Origin of the sequence: Bacillus sp. FSL M8-0077 (assembly GCF_038050255.1) — a bacterium.
Taxonomy (GTDB): domain Bacteria; phylum Bacillota; class Bacilli; order Bacillales; family Bacillaceae; genus Bacillus; species Bacillus altitudinis.
Window position 1 is genome coordinate 1,019,177 of record NZ_JBBPAF010000001.1, and the last position, 24,465, is coordinate 1,043,641.

23 protein-coding genes are annotated in these 24,465 nt (G+C 40.2%); 10 read left to right on the plus strand and 13 right to left on the minus strand.

Annotated elements, in window-relative coordinates:
• Positions 1-30 precede the first annotated feature (30 nt).
• Positions 31-885, minus strand: coding sequence for a polysaccharide deacetylase family protein (locus NST57_RS05120; RefSeq protein WP_142154635.1), 855 nt, complete (start codon positions 883-885; stop codon positions 31-33).
• A gap of 295 nt (positions 886-1,180) precedes the next feature.
• On the opposite strand from NST57_RS05120, the gene dat reads away from it, so the two are divergent.
• Positions 1,181-2,035: a D-amino-acid transaminase gene (dat, locus tag NST57_RS05125; protein ID WP_142154637.1), complete on the plus strand. Its 855-nt coding sequence runs from the start codon at positions 1,181-1,183 to the stop codon at positions 2,033-2,035.
• Positions 2,036-2,244: 209 nt separating this feature from the next.
• Here the strand turns inward: dat and NST57_RS05130 are convergent, their stop codons facing one another.
• Entirely contained in the window at positions 2,245-2,751 is a 507-nt protein-coding gene (locus tag NST57_RS05130; protein WP_341298179.1) for a universal stress protein, read from the minus strand.
• Between the two features lie 556 nt (positions 2,752-3,307).
• On the opposite strand from NST57_RS05130, the gene NST57_RS05135 reads away from it, so the two are divergent.
• Complete coding sequence (locus NST57_RS05135; RefSeq protein ID WP_142154641.1) at positions 3,308-5,065, plus strand: ABC transporter ATP-binding protein; 1,758 nt, start codon at positions 3,308-3,310, stop codon at positions 5,063-5,065.
• Positions 5,062-7,077, plus strand: a complete 2,016-nt coding sequence (locus NST57_RS05140) for an ABC transporter ATP-binding protein (protein ID WP_341298180.1) — start codon at positions 5,062-5,064, stop codon at positions 7,075-7,077. The genes NST57_RS05135 and NST57_RS05140 overlap by 4 nt, the downstream gene beginning before the upstream one ends.
• Before the next feature lie 126 nt (positions 7,078-7,203).
• On the opposite strand, the gene NST57_RS05145 is transcribed toward NST57_RS05140, so the two are convergent.
• The 7 genes from NST57_RS05145 to NST57_RS05175 all read right to left on the minus strand — a co-directional run bounded on the left by NST57_RS05145 (position 7,204) and on the right by NST57_RS05175 (position 13,452).
• On the minus strand, positions 7,204-7,821 hold the full coding sequence (locus tag NST57_RS05145) for an NAD(P)-dependent oxidoreductase (RefSeq protein ID WP_008348943.1): 618 nt from the start codon (positions 7,819-7,821) through the stop codon (positions 7,204-7,206).
• A gap of 284 nt (positions 7,822-8,105) precedes the next feature.
• A complete protein-coding gene (locus tag NST57_RS05150; RefSeq protein WP_008348940.1) occupies positions 8,106-8,309 on the minus strand; it encodes an alpha/beta-type small acid-soluble spore protein in 204 nt (67 codons plus the stop codon).
• 225 nt (positions 8,310-8,534) lie between these two features.
• Entirely contained in the window at positions 8,535-9,641 is a 1,107-nt protein-coding gene (locus NST57_RS05155; protein ID WP_024719977.1) for an ABC transporter ATP-binding protein, read from the minus strand.
• Positions 9,642-9,779: 138 nt separating this feature from the next.
• Entirely contained in the window at positions 9,780-10,655 is an 876-nt protein-coding gene (locus NST57_RS05160; RefSeq protein ID WP_142154645.1) for a helix-turn-helix domain-containing protein, read from the minus strand.
• Between the two features lie 20 nt (positions 10,656-10,675).
• On the minus strand, positions 10,676-10,885 hold the full coding sequence (locus NST57_RS05165) for a YheE family protein (protein ID WP_008348933.1): 210 nt from the start codon (positions 10,883-10,885) through the stop codon (positions 10,676-10,678).
• Positions 10,886-11,030: 145 nt separating this feature from the next.
• Positions 11,031-12,389: a YheC/YheD family protein gene (locus NST57_RS05170; RefSeq protein ID WP_142154647.1), complete on the minus strand. Its 1,359-nt coding sequence runs from the start codon at positions 12,387-12,389 to the stop codon at positions 11,031-11,033.
• Positions 12,346-13,452 (minus strand): YheC/YheD family protein, encoded by a 1,107-nt coding sequence (locus NST57_RS05175; protein WP_142154649.1) that lies wholly within the window; start codon positions 13,450-13,452, stop codon positions 12,346-12,348. Before NST57_RS05175 ends, NST57_RS05170 begins: the two co-directional genes overlap by 44 nt.
• 214 nt (positions 13,453-13,666) lie before the next feature.
• Here NST57_RS05175 and NST57_RS05180 point away from each other — a divergent pair, with 214 nt between their 5' ends.
• The 5 genes from NST57_RS05180 (at position 13,667) to NST57_RS05200 (ending at position 19,555) form a co-directional block, all read left to right on the plus strand.
• Positions 13,667-14,800 (plus strand): DUF445 domain-containing protein, encoded by a 1,134-nt coding sequence (locus tag NST57_RS05180; protein WP_341298181.1) that lies wholly within the window; start codon positions 13,667-13,669, stop codon positions 14,798-14,800.
• Between the two features lie 122 nt (positions 14,801-14,922).
• Positions 14,923-15,279 (plus strand): YlbF family regulator, encoded by a 357-nt coding sequence (locus NST57_RS05185; RefSeq protein ID WP_007497132.1) that lies wholly within the window; start codon positions 14,923-14,925, stop codon positions 15,277-15,279.
• Between the two features lie 446 nt (positions 15,280-15,725).
• On the plus strand, positions 15,726-16,592 hold the full coding sequence (locus NST57_RS05190; protein WP_008348923.1) for a Cof-type HAD-IIB family hydrolase: 867 nt from the start codon (positions 15,726-15,728) through the stop codon (positions 16,590-16,592).
• A gap of 113 nt (positions 16,593-16,705) precedes the next feature.
• A complete protein-coding gene (locus tag NST57_RS05195; protein WP_341298182.1) occupies positions 16,706-18,205 on the plus strand; it encodes a coproporphyrinogen III oxidase in 1,500 nt (499 codons plus the stop codon).
• A gap of 75 nt (positions 18,206-18,280) precedes the next feature.
• Complete coding sequence (locus NST57_RS05200; protein WP_341298183.1) at positions 18,281-19,555, plus strand: lysine N(6)-hydroxylase/L-ornithine N(5)-oxygenase family protein; 1,275 nt, start codon at positions 18,281-18,283, stop codon at positions 19,553-19,555.
• Between the two features lie 36 nt (positions 19,556-19,591).
• Here NST57_RS05200 and NST57_RS05205 read toward each other — a convergent pair whose 3' ends face one another.
• From NST57_RS05205 to NST57_RS05215, 3 genes are all read right to left on the minus strand, one after another.
• Positions 19,592-20,815 (minus strand): cation:proton antiporter, encoded by a 1,224-nt coding sequence (locus NST57_RS05205; RefSeq protein ID WP_142154657.1) that lies wholly within the window; start codon positions 20,813-20,815, stop codon positions 19,592-19,594.
• A 3-nt stretch (positions 20,816-20,818) separates the two neighbouring features.
• Entirely contained in the window at positions 20,819-21,316 is a 498-nt protein-coding gene (locus NST57_RS05210) for a cation:proton antiporter regulatory subunit (RefSeq protein WP_017366937.1), read from the minus strand.
• 64 nt (positions 21,317-21,380) lie between these two features.
• Positions 21,381-21,707: a potassium:proton antiporter gene (locus NST57_RS05215; protein ID WP_341298184.1), complete on the minus strand. Its 327-nt coding sequence runs from the start codon at positions 21,705-21,707 to the stop codon at positions 21,381-21,383.
• 185 nt (positions 21,708-21,892) lie between these two features.
• On the opposite strand from NST57_RS05215, the gene NST57_RS05220 reads away from it, so the two are divergent.
• Positions 21,893-22,657 (plus strand): enoyl-CoA hydratase, encoded by a 765-nt coding sequence (locus NST57_RS05220; RefSeq protein ID WP_341298185.1) that lies wholly within the window; start codon positions 21,893-21,895, stop codon positions 22,655-22,657.
• A 230-nt stretch (positions 22,658-22,887) separates the two neighbouring features.
• Here NST57_RS05220 and NST57_RS05225 read toward each other — a convergent pair whose 3' ends face one another.
• Positions 22,888-23,076, minus strand: coding sequence for a YhzD family protein (locus NST57_RS05225; RefSeq protein WP_142154662.1), 189 nt, complete (start codon positions 23,074-23,076; stop codon positions 22,888-22,890).
• 173 nt (positions 23,077-23,249) lie between these two features.
• Here NST57_RS05225 and NST57_RS05230 point away from each other — a divergent pair, with 173 nt between their 5' ends.
• Positions 23,250-24,464 (plus strand): metallophosphoesterase family protein, encoded by a 1,215-nt coding sequence (locus NST57_RS05230; RefSeq protein ID WP_341298186.1) that lies wholly within the window; start codon positions 23,250-23,252, stop codon positions 24,462-24,464.
• Position 24,465 lies beyond the last annotated feature (1 nt).

Here is a 24,465-nt window from a genome sequence, read left to right on the forward strand (position 1 = left end):
AAACCCGCATCCAACAGGTGCGGGTTTTCATTATTGCTGCAGTGGTTTCATTGTTTCATCAAGGACTTCAAAGGTGTAGCCCTTCGCCTTTAATTGTGTGATCAGACGGTTTAAGTATTTTGCGGTAGCTGGTTGATCATGCATTAAGATGATTTTTGGCTCTTTCGGGTACTTGGTTTCAAGCACTTGCAGCTGATTTAATACTTCTGGTACATATTTTGAGCTTTTATATTTCCAGTCAAGACTGTCAATGGTCCAGTCCCAGTATACAAAGCCTTTTTGTTTTAAACGTGTTTTTTGCTGGTCTGTTAAGTTTGGAGAACTGCCATAAGGTGTTCTCACAAGATGTGTATATTCACCAGTAACAGAAGCCAATATACGTTGATCTTCTTTCATCTCATTTACAGGAGAATCACTTTTTTGATAAAAGCGTTTCACATCATGCGTGATGCCATGAAGTCCTAATTGATGACCTTCTTGATGAAGTCTTTTTACAGCTGCCGGGTGTTCTTTGATTTGTGGTCCGAGCATAAAGAATGTGGCCTTCACTTGCTGTGATTTTAGCACATCTAACAGCTGATTTGATGTAGCAGAAGGGCCATCATCAAAGGTCAAAAAGATCGTTTGATCCGTTACATGTTTGTTTGGATTGATCTTAAAATGTGCATCTAATGTTTTTGGCGAATCATCTTTTGCTTTCAGACTTGTACTTGTGTCTCGAAATGGACTGCTCGCAGACACTTCATTCGGTTGATCTGCTGCCTGCATATTGGTTTTAGACATATCCCAAATGAAAAAAAGGATCAATGTCAGGATGACTAGACCAATCGCCTTTGAGAGCAGCATCGTGTTTGAAGGTGTCTGTTTTTTCGTAACCCGTTGCATTACAATCGCTCCAATAAATCAGTAGTTTGTGTCGAATCATGTAGTGGATTCTGTCTTTTTTCGCTGTTTTTTGTCGTGCTTATATGGAGTAAGTATACAGGAAAAAAGAGCCTATGAATATAGAAGATGCTAAAAAATTGGAATCTTTTTGGTTATGAATCTATATTTGTTACAATAGAGGGTTATCCAGTCAAATGGATATGAAATAATTCTGAATAATCATTGAAACGTTTACATTTATTCGCTAAGATAGCATCAGACTCAACCATTAAGCGAAGCGAAGGGGAGATTCCATATGAAAGTATTATACAATGGGGATTTTATTGAAAAAAAAGATGCACATGTTGATATTGAAGACAGAGGCTATCAATTTGGCGACGGAGTCTATGAGGTCATCCGCGTATATAATGGGACTTTGTTTACATTAAAGGAGCATACTGAGCGTCTATTCAAGAGTGCAAAGGAAATCGGCATTCATCTGCAAGGTACAGTATCAGATATGGAAGAGAATTTGAAGAAGCTAGTCGCAGATAATCAAGTGATTGATGGCGGCGTGTATATTCAAGTCACGCGAGGCGTCGCACCTCGAAAACATCAATATGGTTCGCTTACCCCTCAGATTACGGCATATACATTTCAAGTGAAAAAGCCTGTTCAAGAGCAGACAGCTGGTGCGAAAGCTCTATTGTCTGAAGATCTTCGCTGGTTAAGATGTGATATTAAAAGCTTAAACCTTTTATATAACGTCATGGAAAAGCAGAAAGCATCTGAAGCTGGTGCGTTTGAAGCGATTTTAATAAGAGACGGCTTTGTGACAGAGGGGACGTCCTCGAATGTATATGCCGTCATTGATGGTGTCATTCGTACACACCCAGCAAATAACCTGATTTTAAACGGCATTACACGTAGAAAGCTGCTAGAGGTTTGTCAGGAAGAAGGATGTCGTGTGGAAGAAACCCGTATTAGTAAAGAGGAACTTTTGCATGCACAGGAAATTTTCATTAGTTCAACGACAGCTGAAGTGATACCAATTGTTGAGATAGATGGTCAGCCAGTTGGGAAAGGTGTTCCAGGGGAGATCACGAAGCGTGTACAGGAAGGGTTCCAGAAAAAAATTAAGCATGAAAGCGAAGCATCTATTTCTTCGTAAAAGGAAAAAGGCTGTAAACCAATGTTTACAGCCTTTCAGCGTGTAGACAAACCCTCGCATTCGGTGTCAGTCCTGCGTGCTGGTGCTCACGAATGTCAAATTCGCTCCGCTCCAGTACTCGGCCATCCTAGACTTCAAAGGTTTTCTATCACGCTAAAAAGAAGACAAAGGGCTAAAATAAAGTTCATTTTAGCCTTTTGTGATGACATTTATTTCACGATCAGTACAGGTATATCTGATTTGGACGATAACTTTTCACTCACACTGCCAAAGAGCATTTTTTTCAATCTGCTTTGGTCACGTGCTCCCATGACGATGAGGTCTGCTGAAATCTCTTCAGCGTATTCGATAATCGCTTCTGCAGGCTCCCCTTCAACAATTTCAATCGCAGCTTCAAACTGCTCTTCATTTAACAGCATTCTTGCTTCTGCAACTACCTCTTCTGTATGGTCTTCAAAAATCAAGGGACTTTGTTGTTCATCATGAGGTACATACACAGGGGGTGTTTGAAGGTCAGCCATGCCGCCTCCGATATAAGCGCCGCCAGTCATTGGGCGAGGTGCATCAAACACCTGTCTGCTGGATTTCCCATTATGAGCGTAGGCAATGGTCAGCTTGGCATGCAAAGTTTTGGCTAAAGCGATTGCCTTCTTTAATGCTTTCTTACTGTCTTCATGTCCATCAAACGCAACGACCATCCGATCAGCTTGAAACAATGTCCTCATTCCTTTCAAAAGGAGTCTATACGTTCATGGTATACCCGATATCTGAAAAAGATACACATAAAGGGTATGAACTTTTTGTTAGAAAATTTCATTTATTGAAAAATATTTATTGACAAAATAGTGACAGCCACTATAAGATAAAAAAAGATTCAAGAGCCAAAAGGAGGAAATGTCATGTGCAACATTGGAAGAATGAAATCAAACTTCATGAATGAGTTGATTCACGTGACAATTACACCTTCATTGGTCATTGAAAAGGAACTCGTATGTTCCAATTGATCGGATGAATCAAGGCGTATGTTGCGTATTTGTCAACATGCGCCTTTTTATCATGTATAAAAGAGGCGTACCAGTCAGCTGGTTGCCTCTTTTTTTGTTGTATACATTTCGCATCTCGAAATAATGGGATGCATCAACAACTAAATGAAGAGGAGTGAAAGCATGTGAACATGCCAAAGGCAAGACAAATGACAAAAGCTCAAAAAACGAAACAAGGTGACAATCAGGAAAATATAGAAAGCGGCTAGCTTTAAAAGGAGAGACAAACATGTTTTCAGTATTTGTGAAATTAGGCTGGTTCTTTAAACAAGAGTGGAGGCGCTATACAATCGCCATTACGTTGCTGCTCATTGTGAATGTGCTTGAAATGCTGCCACCGAGGTATCTAGGTCAAGCAGTTGATGACATTCGGTCTGGTCAATTTACAACATCCAGTATTCTGTTTTACGTAACCATTTTTTGCTTACTTGGTGTCAGTGTCTATGCGCTCACCTATTTTTGGATGTATCAGTTATTTGGCGGCGCGAATGTCATGGAGCGTGTGATGCGCGGAAAATTAATGCGCCACTTACTTAAGATGACACCCACCTTTTATGAAAAGAAAAAAACCGGAAATTTAATGGCGTTAGGTACAAATGATTTGAATGCTGTGGCTTTAACAACAGGCTTTGGCGTTTTAACATTAGTCGATTCCACTGCTTACATGCTGATGATCTTTTTTACGATGGGGCTGACGATCAGCTGGAAATTAACTTTAATGGCCATTATTCCAATGCCACTGATGGCGATTTTGATAGCGTTTTATGGCAGTAAAATTCATGAACGCTTTACAGTCGCTCAAGATGCATTTGGTGATATGAATGATCGTGTATTAGAATCAGTTGCCGGCGTTCGGGTGATCCGTTCTTTTGTACAGGAGAAACAAGACGTGAATCGCTTTCGAGAAATGACAGATGATGTCTTTCAAAAAAATATGAGAGTGGCGATCATTGATTCATTGTTTGAGCCGACGGTGAAATTGCTTGTGGGGATCAGTTATTTAATCGGTATCGGTTACGGCGCATATCTTGTGTTCCAAAGTGATTTAACCATTGGTGAGCTTGTCGCATTTAACGTCTATCTGGGGATGATGATCTGGCCAATGTTTGCCATTGGTGAATTGATTAATATCATGCAAAGAGGAAATGCCTCATTAGACCGGTTGAATCATACACTCAGTTATCAACCGGATGTAACTGACGCAGCCAAGCCAAAAACATTACAAGAGCCTGGCGATATTCAATTTGAACATGTGACATTTAGGTATCCAACTTCCTCTAAAGATAATCTAACGGATGTCTCCTTTACTGTACGAAAAGGGCAAACGATTGGTATTACAGGAAAAACGGGAAGCGGAAAAACAACGATTGTCAAACAGCTTCTTCGTCAGTATCCGACAGGTGATGGAAAGATCTTGTTTTCAGGTGTTCCAATTGAGGACATTGAATTGGATCAGCTGTTCCAATGGATTGGCTATGTTCCGCAAGATCATGTCCTTTTCTCAAAAAGTGTAGAAGAGAATATGCGTTTCGGTCATAGAGACGCGAGAGAAGCTGAATTAGCACAAGCGATTAAAGATGCTTACTTTGAAAAGGATTTACGCCTTTTACCAGAAGGCTTGGAAACGATGGTTGGAGAAAAGGGAGTGGCGCTGTCAGGAGGACAGAAGCAGCGGATTTCCATTGCACGTGCTTTATTAATTGATCCAGACATTTTGATTTTGGATGACTCGTTATCTGCAGTTGATGCAAAAACAGAAACGGCTATTTTAGAGAATTTAAGACAAAATCGTCATGGAAAAACGACATTTATTACAACCCACCGTCTATCAGCTGTAGAGCATGCGGATCTCATTCTTGTCATGGAAGAAGGACGTATTGTTCAAAAGGGAACCCATCAAGCGCTTATTCAGCAAGATGGATGGTATAAAGAGCAATTTCTGCGTCAGCAGCTGACAAATCAGCTGGAAGGAGGGGATGAGGCATGACAACAGGGAGAAGACTTCTTGCCTATGCACTCCTATATAAAAAAATATTGTCTGTTGCTTTAATCTTTCTGATCATTGCAGTTGGTGCTGAGTTGACAGGACCTTTCATTGGGAAAAAAATGATTGATGATCATATTTTAGGTGTAGAAAAACCGTATGTTGAAGTAAATGAAAAAACAGATAAAACGGTTTATTACCAGGGAAATAACTATATACGAAGTGACCGGCTACAGAATCAAAATGAAGCTGGAAAGCAAATCAATGTGGTGCAAGTCGGATTTGGATACTATTTTGTGAATGAACCGATTCGATTTGACGGAAGCCGGACAATAGAAGGGGATCAGCTCATCATTGAAAATGGGAGTAAGCGAGAGACGTATCAAGTACAGCGTTTATCCAAAGAGGAAATTTTCGCTTTTTATCAGCCGGAAATCAGTGGTTTGGTGCAGCTTGTTCTATTTTATTTTGGGATGCTCGTCATTGCGATTTTCTTTCAATATGGGCAGCACTATTTACTCCAGCGTATTGCAAATCGCATTATTCAAAAAATGCGAGTGGACGTATTTGAACATATTCAAACGCTTCCGATTCGGTATTTTGATAATTTACCGGCTGGAAAGGTTGTCGCGCGGATTACGAATGACACAGAAACCATTCGTGATTTGTATGTAACAGTACTCGCTAATTTCGTCACAAGTGCCATTTACATGGTTGGAATTTATATCGCCATGTTCTTATTAAATGTGAAGCTGGCGCTTATATGTTTAGTGGCTGTTCCGATTATTTTCCTATGGTCGATGACTTATCGAAAGTTTGCGTCGGTTTACAATCACCGCATTCGATCCATCATCAGTGAAATTAATGCCAAGCTAAATGAAGCCATTCAAGGAATGACGATTATTCAAGCTTTTCGACATGAACAAGCAACGAAAGAAGAATTTGACGAGCTGAATAACAATCACTTTCGATATCAGCGGAAGATGCTTCATTTAAATTCACTTCTCTCACATAACTTGGTGAATCTGCTTCGGAACTTAGCATATGTGGCACTCATTTGGTATTTTGGAGGTGCGTCCTTAAGTGCCACGAGCATTGTATCAATTGGGGTGCTCTATGCATTTGTCGATTATTTAAATCGATTGTTCCAGCCGATTACAGGCATTGTGAATCAATTTTCTAGATTAGAATTAGCAAGGGTTTCATCTGAACGGGTCTTTCGATTATTAGATGAGCCTGGTACTGAAGTGGAAGAACCGGTTCAGAAGAAAATCGAGGGGCACGTTCAATTTCAGGATGTTACCTTTGCGTATAATGAAGGGAAAAATGTATTAAAGAACATCACCTTTGAGGCGAAAAAAGGTCAGACGGTGGCACTCGTTGGACATACCGGTTCTGGGAAAAGTTCGATCATGAATTTGCTGCTGCGTTTTTATGATATTCAGCATGGGGATATCCTCATTGATGGAAAAAGCATCTATGATCAGTCGCGCCAAACGCTGCGTAAACAAATGGGCATTGTACTTCAAGATCCTTATTTATTTTCTGGAACGATTGCATCCAATGTCAGTTTAGGAAATGAAGACATTAAAAGAGAAACGATTGAAACATCGTTAAAGCAAGTGGGCGCAGTAGAACTATTAAAGCATTTGCCTGAAGGTTTTGATGAACCAGTTGTTGAAAAGGGGAGTACTCTTTCCTCTGGGGAGCGTCAATTGATTTCATTTGCCCGAGCACTGGCATACGATCCAGCGATCTTAATTCTAGATGAAGCGACGGCTAACATCGATACAGAAACAGAAGCCATCATTCAACGGGCACTAGATGTCGTCAAAGAAGGACGAACCACTTTTGTCATTGCACACCGATTATCTACTATTAAGAAAGCTGACATGATTTTGGTGTTAGAAAAGGGTGAGATTGTCGAGCGCGGCAGCCACGAAGAGCTCATGGAGCAAGGCGGATTGTATGCGCAAATGTACGAATTACAAAAGGGAGCTGTGGCTAGCAGCTGATAGGATGAACAGCAAAAAGCCTCTTTCAATTTGAAAGAGGCTCTTTTTCATGGCAATGAAAAAAGTCGAGGCTTCATGATGATCTCGACTTTTACTGGTTGTATATCATTTACACGAATTAAATGGTCAATAAGCGATACCGACGCGTTGATGCACAAATTCCTTTGAGTTTAACTGCTGATACAAAAAGTGTGCGGTATCTTCAACTGAAATTTTCTGTCCATCTATAGGGAGAAAATTCTTTTCATAGCGATATGACCGTGTCACTTCTCCATCTGGTAAATAGGTTGGGCAAATGATTGTCCAATCTAGTTCAGTTGATTGAAGAATTTCAAATGCTTTGGCATGTTCTTTAGCAGCTCGGGAAGTGGTTCGCCTTGATTCATTTGTTTCAAAGCGGTAAAGCTCAGGCTGCTGCCTTGCTTTTAAAATCCCCGCAGTGCCAATCGTTATAATTCTTGATGTTCCTGTTTGCTTCATGGCTTGTACGATATGCTCCATTGAAACAGATAAAGTATCATCACCATCTGTTGATAGACAGCTCACGACAATATCTGATCCTTTAATCGTTTCAAGCACATCCTCTTGATTTCTGGAATTGCCGGTGACTTGAAACATACCCGCAAGCATTTCTTCCCGGTTTGTCCGAATTAACGAGCGAACCATGTAACGATCATCTTCTTTTACGAAACGAAGAAATGCTTGTCCTACACGTCCATGAGCACCGAAAAGAGCTATTTTCATCTGATCGATCCCTCCACTACATACTATAAGTGAAAAGAACTTAAAATGGTACAGTTTTATGTCATGCTTTTTTTATAAAGATGAAAGGACCGAATACTATGAGCATATTCACATAATAGAGAGAGACCGACAAATTGTAGAAGTTCAAAATTCACACCTGAAATAATGTCCATGAAGATCCGCTCCTTTCTAATACATCATATGAATTCAAAAGGAATCGGTGAGGGATAAAACCAAAAAAAGAAGACACCATAAGAGGTGCCTTCTATGATCCAGATATGAAATTAAGCTTTTGTTCCACCAAGGTTTTGCTGAGCGTAAGATACAAGACGTTTAGTGATTTCTCCACCAACTGAACCGTTAGCACGAGCTGTTGTTTCTGCTCCAAGGTTTACACCAAACTCAGAAGCGATTTCGTATTTCATTTGATCGATTGCTTGCGCTGCTCCAGGAACTAGTAATTGATTTGAACTATTAGAATTTGCCATGATGTGAATCTCCTTTTTATATATGATTTTTTGGTTGGGTTTGCTGGAGTCGCACCAGCGAAATGATCAAGTCATTTGCCACTTGGCGAAACCCAATGCGGTAACTGCTTTGTACTAAATATTATGGTTCGCTTCGAAAAAATCATACGGAAAAATAAGATGGTAAATGTTGTTTTTACATACAAAAAACCACCACCCAATGGTGATGGTTTGTGGAACGTCTTCTTATTCAGCTGAGCGAATGCGTAGCTCAGTCTCTGTATCAAAGAAGTGCGCTTTATTCATATCAATGGCAAGAGGGATCGTCTGACCTGCCTGAATATCTGTGCGAGAATCAACACGTGCAATAAACGTTTGACCAGCGAGAGAAGAATAAAGCATCGTCTCGGCTCCCATTAATTCAGCCACTTCTACGTTTGCTTCAATTTTTGTTCCTTCAGAAGCCTCTATAAACACAGGCTCATCATGAAAATCTTCTGGTCTGATGCCTAGAATCACATCTTTTCCGATATAGCCCTGACTACGTAATACTTTCATTTTTCCTTCTGGTACACGAATGTGTGTATTCCCAATGGCAATGGCTCCGTCAGACAGTTTTCCTGTAAAAAAGTTCATCGCTGGAGAGCCAATAAACCCTCCTACAAAGACATTCTCTGGGTTTTCATACACATCTTTTGGTGCGCCAACCTGCTGAATAAAGCCATCTTTCATGACAACAAGCCGAGTAGCCATTGTCATGGCTTCTGTTTGATCGTGTGTGACATAAATGAATGTCGTCTGCAGCCGCTGATGAAGTTTAGAAATTTCGGCACGCATCTGAACACGAAGTTTAGCATCTAAATTAGAGAGGGGTTCATCCAAAAGAAAGACTTTTGCATCACGCACAATGGCCCTTCCAAGTGCAACACGCTGTCTTTGACCTCCAGACAAGGCCTTAGGTTTTCGATCTAAGTACTGTTCAAGCCCTAATATTTTTGCAGCGTTTCGTACCCGCTCATCAATTTCTGCTTTAGGAAATTTTCGAAGCTTTAATCCAAAAGCCATATTATCGTATACATTCATATGAGGGTATAAGGCATAGTTTTGGAAAACCATTGCAATATCCCGATCTTTTGGTGCCACGTCATTCATCCGTTTACCGTCTAATAAAAAGTCGCCTTGTGAAATTTCTTCAAGCCCTGCAATCATGCGGAGGGTTGTTGATTTTCCGCAGCCTGATGGACCAACAAACACAATAAATTCTTTATCCTCAATATGTAGATTAAAGTTATCTACTGCCGTTACTTTGTTATCGTACACTTTATAAATTTGATTCAGCATCATTTCAGCCATAGGTGGTAGCCTCCCAGTCCTTTTTTGAAAGCGCTTTACTTATAAAAGAAGTGTATAAAAAGGAAGGGTGTCTGTAAATGGACAACGTGCACAACATCTTATTTTCATTTTTAGGCAAGGTGCTCATGTTAGGATCATTTAAGAAAGATCGAGAAGATTCATCATGAAATAAGCAGCTGACGCTTCTTGAAAATGCCGTATATCTAGCCCTGTCCGTTCAATAAATTTATCAATCCGATACTGAAGGCTGTTTCGATGAACATATAAAGCTTTTGCTGCCTGCGATGCATTTAAATTACATTGCATATAGGTCATGAGAGTCCGGTAAACGTCCCGATCAAAGATTGTTTCTGTAAATGCATCTGATATAGCGGCAGAAACCATGTCTGTATCATGGCGAATGAAGGCAGGTAGACATTGATAAAATGTTGCAACCCCTGACCTAAGTTTTCCTTGCTTCAGATGCCATAAAAAGAGCTGATGTTCATTTAATAATCTCATTTTTAAATTTCCATTCGGCAAATGCAGCTGTCCTTGCATGAAGACAACGTCTGTTAAAAAATCACTTGTGATGGCTTGAGACAAATCATGTAGCTGTTCAAGTTGACCATTTTCTGATGTAGCGTTTGTTTGAATGAGCATAGCTGTTTCAGTGCCTGTCCATATGAAATGAATATGTTCGAGGCTGCTGTTCACAGCCTCTTTTATTTGCTGCCTTTGTTCTGCTTGGTGATCCATTTTAAAAAAATGAACACGGACGGAGTGATCGATGGTGATTGATTTGTTTTCAAAGAGATAGCTGTACCATTTCTGTTCTTCTTCCGTTTCCTGCGTATGAGGTACATCAATTGGTGTGAGGAATGAATTGAGAAGAAGCGTTTCCCTTTCTGTTAGCTCCGTTTTGTTTACTCCGAATATTTCGCCTTCGTCTGTTTGATACCAGAGAATTTGTTTATCATTTGTTGGTGAACTGATGATATGGTGTCCGTAAACAAGTTTTAGCTTTTCTAACATGGCGAGGCTCCTTAAACAGTTTAATCATATACATGAAATAGCATTAATTCGTGGATTTCTTCTTTTAAGGTTGGTTCAACTTCATGAGGCGGAAGCTGAGAGCCCCATTCAATATCACCCGTTTTGTGATAAATGCCTTCATAGTGTGAACCATTGTGAAAAAAGGATATTTTCCAGCCAGGTAATTGCGCTTTTTTAAAGAGAGGTTTCCATTGAAAATGAGAAATCATATCATCATTGCCTCCTTGCTTTTATTGATGAAGCAATAAATACACACGACAATACGGAAACAACCTTGAACTTGGTTTTATTGTATCTCATCTGATGAAAAGAGCATAGGGAAAGCACAGATTTCAGAGACAAGAAAAGAAAACATCAGTAGGCGTTTGCATGGTCTGTAGGAGTAAGAGCCATTTGTGTTAGGTAAGATGCGTATTCAACGATTCTTTTCCCAATCAGCCATTCTGAGTTTTTCAATGGTGCATGCAGAAAAATCTCGCGGCCAGGACGAGAATTGGCTTCAAACATCCAGATAGCACCTGAGTGATCAATACCTAAGTCAAAACCAATTTCGCCAATTAGACCGGGCATTTTTTCATCTATCACACGACTAAGTGCGAGGGCAGTATCAGATAGCTCTTGCAAAACGTTCAAACGTTTCTCTGCATTAGGAAAGATATCATACAGTGTTTTTACTGAACCACCATGCAGTTGATGGGTTGTGACTGTGTGATCTCCTGAAACCTTTCCAGCAGCGGCTGTAACAGTCCAATGACCATACTTATTTTTATTCGTATGGATTCTAAAATCCAGTGGTTGATTGTCTATTTGAAGAAGCTCAATGCCTTGTTGTGCAATCAAGTCGTGAATTGCCCAATTTTTTCGCAGTTTTTTCACGAAATGGTCTACGGAATGATATGAAGTGGATTTCCCTTTATTTGAGCAGACAGTGATCCCGTTTTCCGTCTTCTTTAACTGATAAATACCGTCTCCGTGACTGCCGTTCGTTGGTTTTAAATAAATGACATGATGCAGATGAAGGAGTGTTTCTATTTTATTTAAAGCATCAACAGGATCTAATCGGATGGAATGTGGCAGGAAAGAGCTTGTTTTTTCATCTGTTAATAGTTGCTCATGAATGTCCCATTTATTAAAAAAATAAGGATTGAACCAAGGGATATCGTAGTCTTGAGTGAGTTTTCGTTTTGTTTCTTGAATGAATGCCGACTGAGTAGCCTTTCTATTAGGCAGCCGGTCATAAACAACGGATGGGAGGGGCATCTGCTTTTTTACCCAGCGCTCCTCTTGGTAAAGCAAACCTTCTACTATTCCTTTTTCCCAATCGATAGAATGAGTACCAAAAAGATATGCAAAACCAGCATGCTGCCTGCAAGATTGCAGCAGTTTCATAAAATAGGAAGACCTAGCGCCCAAAGGTGATGAATTTTGTTTGAATCCTGCAGTGAAAATGCCAATGAGAGGTCCTATATAGAGTGTATGTTGAACAAATAGAACATCAGCTTTTGTTTTGTATGGAATGAGTAAAGCGTGATAAAGGTCTTCTGATAATAAAATCCTTTGAGATTCATGATGATAGGAAATGGTGAAATCATCTACTAAACAAGAACCTAAAGCAATCGATAAAATTGCCCCCTCGTCTTTAAACTGGACAGGGAGGTGTACTGTTTTTTCACTTGCGAAATGAGGAGCGATGATGTAGCGTTTTCTCTTCATAAGGGACCTCCTTTTCTTCAGCCATCATTGATTTGGCATGTTCAAGTATGATCTGAATCAATTGATTCTCCTTCTCAGGATAAACTTTTAAAAAAGAGGATCGTCCTGGCTTTGATCTTACATTTGAGATAAAAAGTCTGCCTTCATTTGTATGAAGCAAGTCTACAGCGAATTCAATACACGGTGAGAAATTTTTGTCTATAAACGCTGGAAGAGAAGACTGAATGGAGGCAATATCATCTAACAGCAGCTCCTTGATGTGTGGCTTTAAAGAGTTTATATAGTGATCAAAGGCTACCACATGAACGGAATTTTGTTTATTGCTTAAAAGACTGTTTTCTACTGATGATTTTGTAAGAATCCCTATGCTATTCCATTGATTTTGTAAGTTTTTTATAAGAAAAATCCTAATTTCATTGAATAAAACGTCTTTTTGATCATTCGTGTTAAAAAATTGAAGGAAAGATCGGCCGATATACTTTTTGCACCAGCGCTCAACCTCTGCTGAATGTGAAAAGGTGATGATTTGCCCAGAGTTTAGCTGCACAGTAATGAGTGATTTGTCTCTTAAAGAAATGAAGCAAGAGGGTACTGCGTGCTGTTGAGAAAGCGGCTGTATTTTACAATATCCGCCCTTTCTGACCAAGTTGAGAAGGTCTGAAGGCTCTGTCAATAGAGAGCAGACAGGTAAGTAAGGTTGTATAGAAGGAAGGAGACGGAGCTGCTCGAATAGCCGCATTTTATTTGAAATTCCAGTATTCAAAAAAATGGTTTTTGGATACTTTTTTAACCAATTCATGATAGGTTTTGCTTTTTTAGATTGTGCGTCATGCTGATAAAGACAACGATCATAAATCAAGTCAGGAATCTGAAATTCTGACGCTTCAAATCCTTTGCCAGTCGTAAATTTTTGACCGTGAATGACATTTGAAGCAGGCTTTAAATCTAGAGGTGAAAAACGAACAACTTCTAAATCAAAAGTAGAGGCAGCTTTGGCAAGCTGAAGTGTGAATGCCTCTTCATGCTTCGGAGAAAGAGTGACAATGCCGAGCGTTGACGTCATGAAACAACACCTACTTTTCAAATTCTTTTTTTAACATCTGAAAAACACTTTTTGTTGATTTTACATAAACTTGGCGTTCCTATATCATTACGACAGATCGTTGTCTCATATGTCACATTGAATGCTTCATTTGCTTGGGCTCTTGACAACAACTATAATACGTATAGATAAAAACAATAAACTTCAGGTGTTGTTTGAAAGGTAGATGACGACTTTGGATATATTCACAACGTTTATCTTTATGATTGTGATAGGTGCAGTGATAGGTGCAGCAACAAACCATCTCGCAATTAAAATGCTTTTTCGTCCGTATAAGCCATATTATTTATTTGGGAAGCAGCTCCCATTTACACCGGGTCTCATTCCTAAAAGGAGAGATGAAGTAGCCAAGCAGGTTGGTGTCATGGTGATGGAGCATTTACTAACGCCAGAGGGTATTAAAAAACGAGTTGAATCATCAGAGGCAAAGCAAGAGGTATTGCAGACAGTGCACCGATACATTGATAAAGGTGCTGACATGGAAATGACGGTTGTCTCCATGTTAGAAAAATACGGTTTTTCACAGGCTGATATTAAAGCTGACGCATGGCTTCATCAGTGGACTGATCATAAGCTCCACTCACTGCTTGAAAAGTATGATCAGCAAACGTTGTCTGAGCTGCTGCCACAGGATGTAGAAAACAAGATTGCATCAAAAATTCCAGATGCCGCAGATTATATTTTAAAGAGAGGCATTCATTACTTTGAAAGTGATGAGGGGAAAGCAAGACTCGGTCATATGATAGATGATTTCTTAAAAGAACGAGGAATGCTTGGCAGTATGGTCCAAATGTTTTTAGGGAATTCAAGCTTAATTGATCGCGTGCATCCTGAAATGATGAAGTTCTTAAAGAATGCAGAGACAAAAAGGTTTTTATCAGATTTACTTGTTCAAGAATGGGACAAGGTAAAGCAATTTTCTTTACATGAGCTTGATGAAAAATGGAATGTGAAGGAGCTTCTATTTAGTGTGAAAAAGCAATTGCTTTCACATTTTTCTACAAAGGTGCTGTTAGATAGACCAGTAGGCGTTTATATCAGTGCAGTAGCGGATGATCTTAAAACTAAGTTTGCTCCATCTCTCATTGATAAAGGGATTGAAGCCGCATCTAATGCGCTTGAGGGGCTACTCGCAAAGCTCCAATTTGAAGAAATTATTCGTGAACAAATTGAACTTTTCCCGCTTGAAAAAATGGAAGAGCTTGTGATCAGCATATCTAATAAGGAGCTGAAGATGATCACATTTTTAGGCGGTCTTTTAGGTGGATTGATCGGTGCTGTACAAGCGATTTTTGTCACCTTATTCTAAGGCAAGATCGAGAAATTTCGATGAATTTATTGTATATATGTGAAACGAAAGCCATAGTTTGTTATAGTGGAGTGGTGTCCGCCGATCCATATCGGTGATAACGGATAGAAAGGAGACATAACATGTCTGTAAATCTTTATGATGTTGCATATGACCTTGAAAAAGCACTGCGTCATAGCGAAGAATATTCAGCGTTAAGAAATCTTTATGATGAGGTAAACGGGGATGAGTCCTCTAAAAGAATGTTTGAGAACTTCCGTGACATTCAAGTAAACCTTCAACAAAAACAAATGACTGGTCAAGAGATTACACAAGAAGAAGTAGAGCAAGCGCAAAAAACGGTTGCACTTGTGCAGCAGCACGATAAAATCTCTCAGTTGATGGAAGCAGAACAACGCGTAAGTGTTCTCATCGGTGAATTAAATAAAATTATCATGAAGCCTCTTGAAGAGCTTTATGGAAATGCAGAAGAAAATTAATTGAAAGGGCGATCATATTCGCCCTTTTTTTCATTCATATCGCCGCTTCTATATCTTTAAAAAAAGGGTTGTCGAAGCTCATAAATTCTGCGATAATACTTATTGAAAGTGCTTTCAAAAAGCGCTATCGTGATGAATTGGGTGCGTTCCACTTTGGGTTTACGGCGATGAGCCAAATGAGAGAGAAGCGCTTCTGGGAGAAAAGCAAAGCATAAGGGGATATGATATAAGCAATGCTTTGGTGTGTGAAAGATGAGGGGATCATGGGGAGCTTCATCACGCCATTGTTACGCATCCAAACCATACATAAAAAAAAGCCTAGGGGTAGGCTTTTTTTATTTGCGATTGAGGCATAAAACAAGGGCTGCTTCAACTGCATGTTCTAAAGCGATAAGCTAGGGCATATCCTCATCGTAAGTACAGTCATCAAGAAGGGGGATGCCTCAGTGTCAAAAAAGCTACTTGCACTCAATATAGATGGAACGTTACTTCGTTCCAATGGGAAAATCCATTCCGCTACAAAAGAAGCTGTGGAATATGTTAAGAAAAAAGGGGTTTACGTGACGATTGTCACCAACCGTCATTTTCGATCTGCACAAAAAATTGCCAAGGCGTTGAAAATACCAACTTCAACTCTTGTGACGCATAGTGGTGCATTTATCGCGGATAAGCTTGATGAGCCGCTCCATGTGAAGAAATTAACGGAAGAGAAAACATTTAATCTTGTGCAGATCCTTGAAAGCTTTGATTGTAATGTTCGCTTGCTGCATGAAAAATTCTCAATCGGCAATCGGAAAAAAACACAGTCTCAACTGATGGGGAAAACGTTGATTCATCCGTCTGATCCAATTTTCTATCCCGTTCAATTTGTTGAATCATTAAGTGATATGCTCATGGATGAACCGGTTAGTACACCTGTCATTGAAGTGTATTCGACGGCAGCACTTCAGCCTGAAATCCACACAACCATTCAACAAGCATTCCCATCTGTTGATCTGATTAAGATCAGTGATGAGAAAATGAATATTGTATGCAAAGGGGTATCGAAAGAAGCAGGACTTTCTCTTTTAACCTCAGCACTAGGTTTTACATTAGAAGATACGGTCGTGATCGGTCACGGGACAGACGACATCCCGATGCTTGAGTTAGCTGGCTTAGGCGTTGCGATGGGGAATGCACCTCATTCGGTCAAACGTAAAGCCGATTGGGTGACACGTTCTCATGATGAACAGGGTGTTGCTTATATGATCAAAGAATACTTTAGAATGCAGCAAAGGGAAGGTTTTTTACATCAATTTGATATTAAACGATAATACAGTGAAGGCCCTGTCTATTAAGAACTGACAGGGCCTTCGTCTGTTCTCTTCATTGCTTTTCCTAGATGAATTTTGTAAAATGAAACAAGTTTGAAGATAAAGGTGATACGATGCGAATTTTAATTAAAGGGCTGTCTGATGAACGATTTCATCGACCGCTTGTCAATATAGCCAATTTATTCGAAGAAGATAGTGAAGTGCTGTTTGAGTCCGGTGAAGTGGATGATGGCCTAGTGATGGTGTTTGATTGGAAAGAAACCCATGGTAGGGTGGAGGCTTCTGGCCATATCGCTGGATCCGATATGACGAGTCGTTTTTCAAGAGAGATGTCAGAGGGCTTGAATGAAAAAGAGCGCTGGAAGCAAATCAAAAACACTGTGCTGTCTGTTTATTTACATCTGCTTCAGGAACATACAGGAATGACGCAAAAATGGGGGATTCTTACGGGGATACGCCCTACAAAATTACTTCATAAGATGCTAAGAGAAGGCATGACAAAGGAAGAAGCACATGCAGCGTTAAAGCGCGATTACTTGATTCATGATGAAAAAATCAATTTGATGCAGGAGATTGTTGATCGCCAAATCAAAGCCATTCCAGATCTGTACGACCTACAGGAAGAAGTGAGTATTTATATCGGTATTCCTTTCTGTCCAACAAAATGTGCTTATTGCACGTTCCCTGCTTATGCCATTCAAGGACAAGCTGGAAGAGTAGGAACGTTTCTTTTTGGGCTGCATTATGAGATGCAAAAAATGGGCGAATGGTTAAAGGAACATGGGATTAAAGTGACGACAGTTTATTTTGGCGGAGGTACTCCAACGAGTATTACAGCAGAAGAAATGGATTTGCTGTATGAGGAGATGTATCGCTCATTTCCAGATGTGAAACATATTCGGGAAGTCACTGTAGAAGCGGGACGACCTGATACGATTTCACCTGATAAGCTGGAAGTGCTCAACCGTTATCATATTGACCGGATTAGTATCAATCCGCAATCATATGAGAATGAAACATTGAAAGCGATTGGCCGGCACCATAGTGTGGAAGAAACGATTGAAAAGTATCATCTATCAAGGCAGTATGGCATGAATAATATTAACATGGACTTAATCATCGGGCTGCCAGGAGAAGGGCTAAAGGAATTCCAGCATTCCTTGAACAAGACAGAAGAACTGAAGCCTGAATCTTTAACGGTGCATACCCTTTCCTTTAAGAGAGCGTCTGAAATGACCCGCAATAAGGAAAAGTATCAAGTGGCAGACCGAGAAGAGATCACACGTATGATGGATGAAGCGGTTGCTTGGACAAAGGCACATGACTATTATCCGTACTATTTATACAGACAAAAAAACATTTTGGGGAATCTCGAAAATGTCGGGTATTCGTTAGATGGACAGGAAAGTTTGTATAATATTATCATTATGGAAGAGGTGCAGACGATCATTGGCATTGGATGCGGCGCTGCGAGTAAATTCATTGATCCGCGAACCGGAAAAATTACGCAGTATGCCAATCCAAAAGATCCAAAGTCTTATAATGATCGTTATGAGCACTATACGGAAGAGAAGATTCAGTTTCTTGAGTCATTATTTGTTTCTCACATGTAAACACTGCGGTGACGCAGTGTTTTTTTCATTTGTAAAAGGGTATATAGGGGGTAAAAAGGTAAAGCAGGTGTACATATGATGGATGTGATCGGAATTGGGATTGGGCCAGCAAATTTAGGATTGGCCGCTTTATTAGAGGAGTATGAAGATGTGACATGCTGTTTTTTTGAACAGGAAACCGAATTTGCTTGGCATCCTGGTATGCTGATCAAAGGAACGGACTTACAAGTTTCCTTTCTAGCGGACCTTGTGACAATGGCTAATCCAAGGAGCAAGTATACATTTTTAAATTATTTACATGAATCAAACAAGCTTCACCGCTTTTATACATTTGAACAATTTGATATCCCCCGGAGAGAATTCAATGAGTATTTATCATGGGTTGCAGATGAATTAGACAGCTGTCAGTTCGGGATGAAGGTGGAGGAAGTGACCGACTGTGAAGGCGGGTATCTTGTAAAAGTTCGGCGGTTGAAAGATGGGGCGCTTTCTGAATATCGTGCAAAGCATGTCGTCCTTGGAACTGGAAGCAAGCCGATGATTCCTGTCGATGTGCCAGAAGTTGCGTTGCCGGATGTGACCCATAGCAGCCGTTATGTAGATCAACAAAAAGAACTTCATGAAGCTGAAACGGTGGCGGTGATTGGTTCAGGTCAGAGTGCAGCTGAAATTTTCTTAGACCTGCTTCAGCATCAGAAGAAAGGACAGCAGCTTTCATGGTTTACACGTTCAAGTGAATTTAGAGAACTAGAGACAGCGGAGCTTGGTCAGGAGCTATTTACACCTAAGTATGTTGAATATTTTCATTCCCTTCCTTATGAAGAACGGATGAACACATTGCCTAGACTGGCAGGATTAAGGAATGGCATAGATGCATCGACGCTTTCTCGCATTTATCAGGAATTGTACCATCGCTCCGTTTCAGGTGAAGAGCCTTCTGTACTCATTCAGCCAATGACGGAGCTTGAAGCGATACATATGGAGAATGACCAGCAGTTAGAGCTGCATTTGAAACAATGGCAGCTGAAGAAAGAAAAGAAAATCACAGTCGATCATGTTGTATTGGCTACAGGATATAAGCCTAATATTCCGGAATGGTTTAGCGCATATGAACCATTGATTGAATGGGAAAGCGATGAGCATTTTAAAGTGACAGACGACTTCAGGCTTGTGTTTAGAGACAAACGGTCTCATCATCTCTTTACATTCACGAACCTCGATCACTCTCATGGAACAGCGGCGACCAATTTAAAACTATCGATCTACCGCAATCAGAAAGTCATCCGAACCATTCGCGGGGATACGCAAGAACAAGAGAAGCAAGAAACAGCATTTCAGCAATTTGAATAGTTATAAAAAAGGGCCCCTGCACAGGGCCCTTTTCAATTAAATGGTTGTTTCTCTTTTTACTTTTGGTTTTTCAGTTTTCCATTTGAAGATTTTGTTTAGGATTTGATAGATACGCTTTGATTCTTTCGTCACTAGCGGTCCTAAAATCGCAAGGATTAATACATATAATGCAGCAAATGGCTTCAATGTAGCGGCAAGCCCGCCTGCAATCCCAAGTTCGGCTACAATGATGGAAAACTCTCCTCTTGATACGATGGTTAATCCAATATTAGAAGAGGCTTTATGAGAGAAACCGGCTCTTCTTCCAGCAAACATCCCCGCGGTGAAGTTCCCGATCAAGGTGAGAATGACAGCGCCGATCGCAAGCCAGAAGGCATCTCCTAATGTAAATGGATCAATACTTAGTCCAAAGCTGAAGAAGAACATGGCGCCAAAGAAATCTCTAAAAGGAACAACGAGATGTTCAATGCGGTCTGAGTGCTCTGTTTCTGAGAACACAAGACCGAGTAAGAGAGCGCCAATGGCCTCTGCGACGTGAATCGTCTCTGAAAAACCAGCTACGAAGAACAAAGCGGCAAAAATGACAATGATAAATACTTCATTTGAACGGATATCGAATAGTTTGTTTAATAGTTTTGGCAGCTTACGCGCGATGATAAAGAAAATCATCATGTAACCAAAAGCGATTAAAATAGATAATAAGGCACCGCCAACGGATGTGGCATCTCCAAGGACAAGACCGGATACAACAGATAAATAGACGGCGAGAAAAATATCCTCAAACATAATAATCCCGAGAATTAACTCTGTTTCAGGGTTCGCTGTCCGTTTTAAATCGACAAGGACTTTGGCTACAATGGCACTTGATGAAATGGTGATAACGCCTGCCATAATGAGAACTTCAAGGAATCCAAAGCCTGTGATAAACCCATAAAGCAATCCTAAGCTAAAGTTGATCAAAATATAAATAGATCCGCCGACTGCAATGGATTTACCCGATTTTATGAGTTTGCCGACAGAGAACTCAAGCCCGAGGTAGAATAGAAGGAACAGGACACCCATTCTACCGAAAAACGAAATAATCTCGGTGCTCTCGATAAACTTCAAATCAATGATTCCGATGGTTGGTGCATGCGGACCAACCATCATCCCAAGGACAATGAGAAAAGGAATGATAGAAAATTTAATTTTATTGGCGATTAAGCTGGCAATGGCGATGAGAATAAGCGCCGTTCCAACTTCAAAGACTAAATGATCCATTCATCACTCTCCCCCTCTAGAAAGAAAATCACGTATCAATCGCTTCAAGTGTTTTCTTTCGCCTGAAATGACCATCGTATCATTTGCTTGAATAATCGAATCGGCACCGGGGTTGAGTAATTTTTCATTTGTATGTTTAATGATCGCAATGACGGTGACTTCATAATTTTGTCTCACATCTAAATCGCCGAGTGTATGTCCAACCGCTTTTGCGTCTTTTTCAACCTTAAACCATTCAATGATCAAATCATTGAACGCCATTTCGATCGTTTCAAGTGCTTGCGGCTTATACACCATACCGCCAATAATGGCAGCAATTTGCCGGGCTTCAGCATCATCGAGAGAAATGGTGGACAGTACTTCATCTGGATCTTCATCGTCGAAACGATAAATCTCCCGTCTGCCATCATCATGAATCACAATCGTCATCTTTTCTCTATTTCTCGTTTCAATTTCAAATTTCTTTCCAATCCCAGGAAGATCATTTTCTTTAATGTTCATTTTATCCCTCCGAATATGATAGGTTTTGTTTTTCATATAGTGAGTACGGATGAAATAAAATGAATCAGTCGAGGTAATTTGATTGGTACATAATGGGGATTGCACACTTCATTTCTAAAAAACATAAATCAATAGACAACGCTATGGTTGGTGTAAGCTTTACAAGAAAAGCTTTTGAAGCGCCCATTGATAACCTCTGTTTTAACAGAAGAGATGCGGCATGTTTTTTTGAAAATGGAGGTGTCTTCACAGCATTGATTTCTTCATCATAAATCGATGGAGAAATCAGGCTGGGTGTGCTCGCTTCTGCTTGTGAAGCAAAAACGACATTTGAAAAGGGAGAAAACATGACGATGCAGCTAATCAATATACATATGGAACTTCTTATCAATCATCCTCCCCCTTTCAAATGATTTTTATTTCTTATTTTACTATATAAAAATATATTTCTTGTTTCAACAATTATGCTTATTTTAGTATCAATTGATCTTGAAATTTTTTATGTAGAGGAAAAGGAATTACTTGATGGAAATTGAAGTAAGTCATGAGCTTGAAAAGAAAGAGGGGGAATAGTTGATGGCATATATCAATTGTCAGGTAGATGGGGATATTTTTGAAATCGCTTTCAATAGATCTGAAGCGTATAACTCGTTTCATGTTGACATGTTTGCTGAATTGAAGGAAGCGTGTGATACAGCCAGTGAAAGCAGTACAAAAATTGTTGTACTTAAGGGGATGGGCAAAGGGTTTTCAGCAGGCGGAGATATTGGAATGATGCTAAAGCAAGATCGTGAAGAAGATTTTCATCGCGTGATGGATTTGATCGAGGGAATTACACTTTCTTTAGCCGGTATGAAAAAAGTGACGATTGCACTTGTCCACGGGGCAGCGGCTGGTCTTGCTTTTAGCTTTGCCCTTAGCTGTGACTATTTGTTTATGCATCAAGATGCTAAACTTGCCATGAACTTTAATGGAATTGGGTTAATCCCAGATGGCGGAGGGCATTTTTTCCTCACCAAAAGAGTTAGTGAACAAACCGCCAAGCAATTGATTTGGAGCGGACAAAAGTTGCCGGCTGAAGAAGCGCTCAAGCTTCGCCTTGCAGACGGCGTGTTTCAAGATGAGGTGGATACGTATCAAAAAGCGTGTGTCAAGCCATTTTTAAATATGCCGCTCCAAGCCTTTGTTGAAACAAAGATGATTTATTTTCAGCAGTCAGAATCACAGCTGTTAGCCGTTCTTCAAAAAGAGCGTGCTGCACAAGCTAGACTGAGACAAAGCCGTGATCATCAGGAGGGTGTTCAAGCGTTTTTAGAAAAAAGACGTCCTGTGTTTCATTAAATAGAAGAATGAATGGCCGGCGGATGCCGGCTTCAGCGTGTAGACAAACCCTCGCATTCTTTGTCAGTCCTGCGCGCTGGTACTCACGAATGTCAAATTCGCTCCGTGCCAGTGCTCCTCCTTCCTAGACTGCAAAGGTTTTCTATCACGCTGAAAAGAAGACAAAGGGCTAAAATCAAGTTCATTTTAGCCCTTTGTCAACAATCTGTGGCCGGCGGATGCCGGCTTTTTTAACGTTCAAATAAAAGCAGTTTACCTGCATCATTTACAAGTCGATGAGAATGCTTTGTGTATTGTTGTTCGATTAAAAGGTGACGTCCTAATTCCTTTGCTTTTTCATCACTATCTGTGGTGATTTTTTCGTTTAATAAGGTTTCACCTGAAGAATCAAATACAGTCAAAAAATAGGTTTTCTCCATCTCTGATCTTCCCTTTCTTCTTGTTTTTTAATGAATTATACAAGGAGGAAGTTAAAACCTCTTTTTTCACCCCTAAAAATGTGTTTTTTAGAATGAGAGCGATAGAACGTGCATTCGTAAAAACGGCGTGATAAAATATGGACAACTACAGTAACGTACAAGGAGATAGACGTTTGACGAAGCTTACTTTTATTCATGCCGCAGATCTTCATTTAGATAGTCCGTTTGCGGGAATGTCCAATATACCGAACCGAATTTTTAAGAGGTTGAAAGAAAGCACATTTCAAAGTGCCAAGAACATGTTTGATCTTGCGATTGATCGAGAAGTAGACTTTGTGCTGCTGAGCGGAGATCTATTTGACGAATCGAATCGCAGCCTAAAAGCACAGCTTTTTTTAAGAAATCAGTTTCTTCAGCTGCAATCACACGGGATTGAAGTGTTTATTATTTATGGTAATCATGATCATTTAGGTGGTGAATGGACACCAATTGAGTGGCCAGAGAATGTTCACGTTTTTTTGAGCAGTACACCAAGTGAGCAAGCCTTTTATAGAGAAGGTCAGCTTGTGGCAAGTATTTACGGGTTCAGCTACAAAGAGCGAGCTGTCCATGAAAATATGACACCTTATTATGAAAAAACAACAGATGCTCCCTATCATATTGCGATGCTTCACGGCACATTAGCAGGTCAAGAAGGGCATGATGCGTATGCGCCATTTCAGCTTCAGCAGCTTCTAGCGCGGGATTTCGATTATTGGGCTCTTGGACATATTCATAAGCGGGCTCTTCTGCATGAAGATCCAAAGGTGATCTATCCTGGAAACGTGCAAGGAAGACATATAAAAGAAACAGGAGAAAAAGGCTGTTATGTCGTTTGCCTATCTGAAGATGCTCAAAGAGCGGAGTTTATGGGCTGTTCAGATGTCATCTTTGAGACAGTGACAATAGATATCACAGATACCGCTCATATGACCGATCTTGTTACACTTGTGGACAAAAAGATGAGTGGACTGAAAGAAAGAGGTGTTCCTCATTTTGTGAAAATAGAACTAACTGGCGATGCTCCTGCTTATATGGAGCTCACGCAGCTTGAAGTGCTTGAGGAGCTGATGGCTGTTCTTCATGAACAGGAGGAAGATGAAGATTTGTTCGTTTGGGTGATGTCGATTGACTGCCGGACACATGAAGATGCCGTTTATCCAGAAGATTCTTTTTTGACAGAACTAACAGCAGAAATTGCCGAGTTTGATGCGTATGATGAGCTGCTTTCACCGATCAAGCGTCATCCAGCTTATAGAAAGGCAGGAAGAGCTTTTACAAAAGAGGACGAAATCGATATTAAAGAAGAGGCACAAAGGCTGCTGGCAGAACAGCTGAAGCAATTATGAG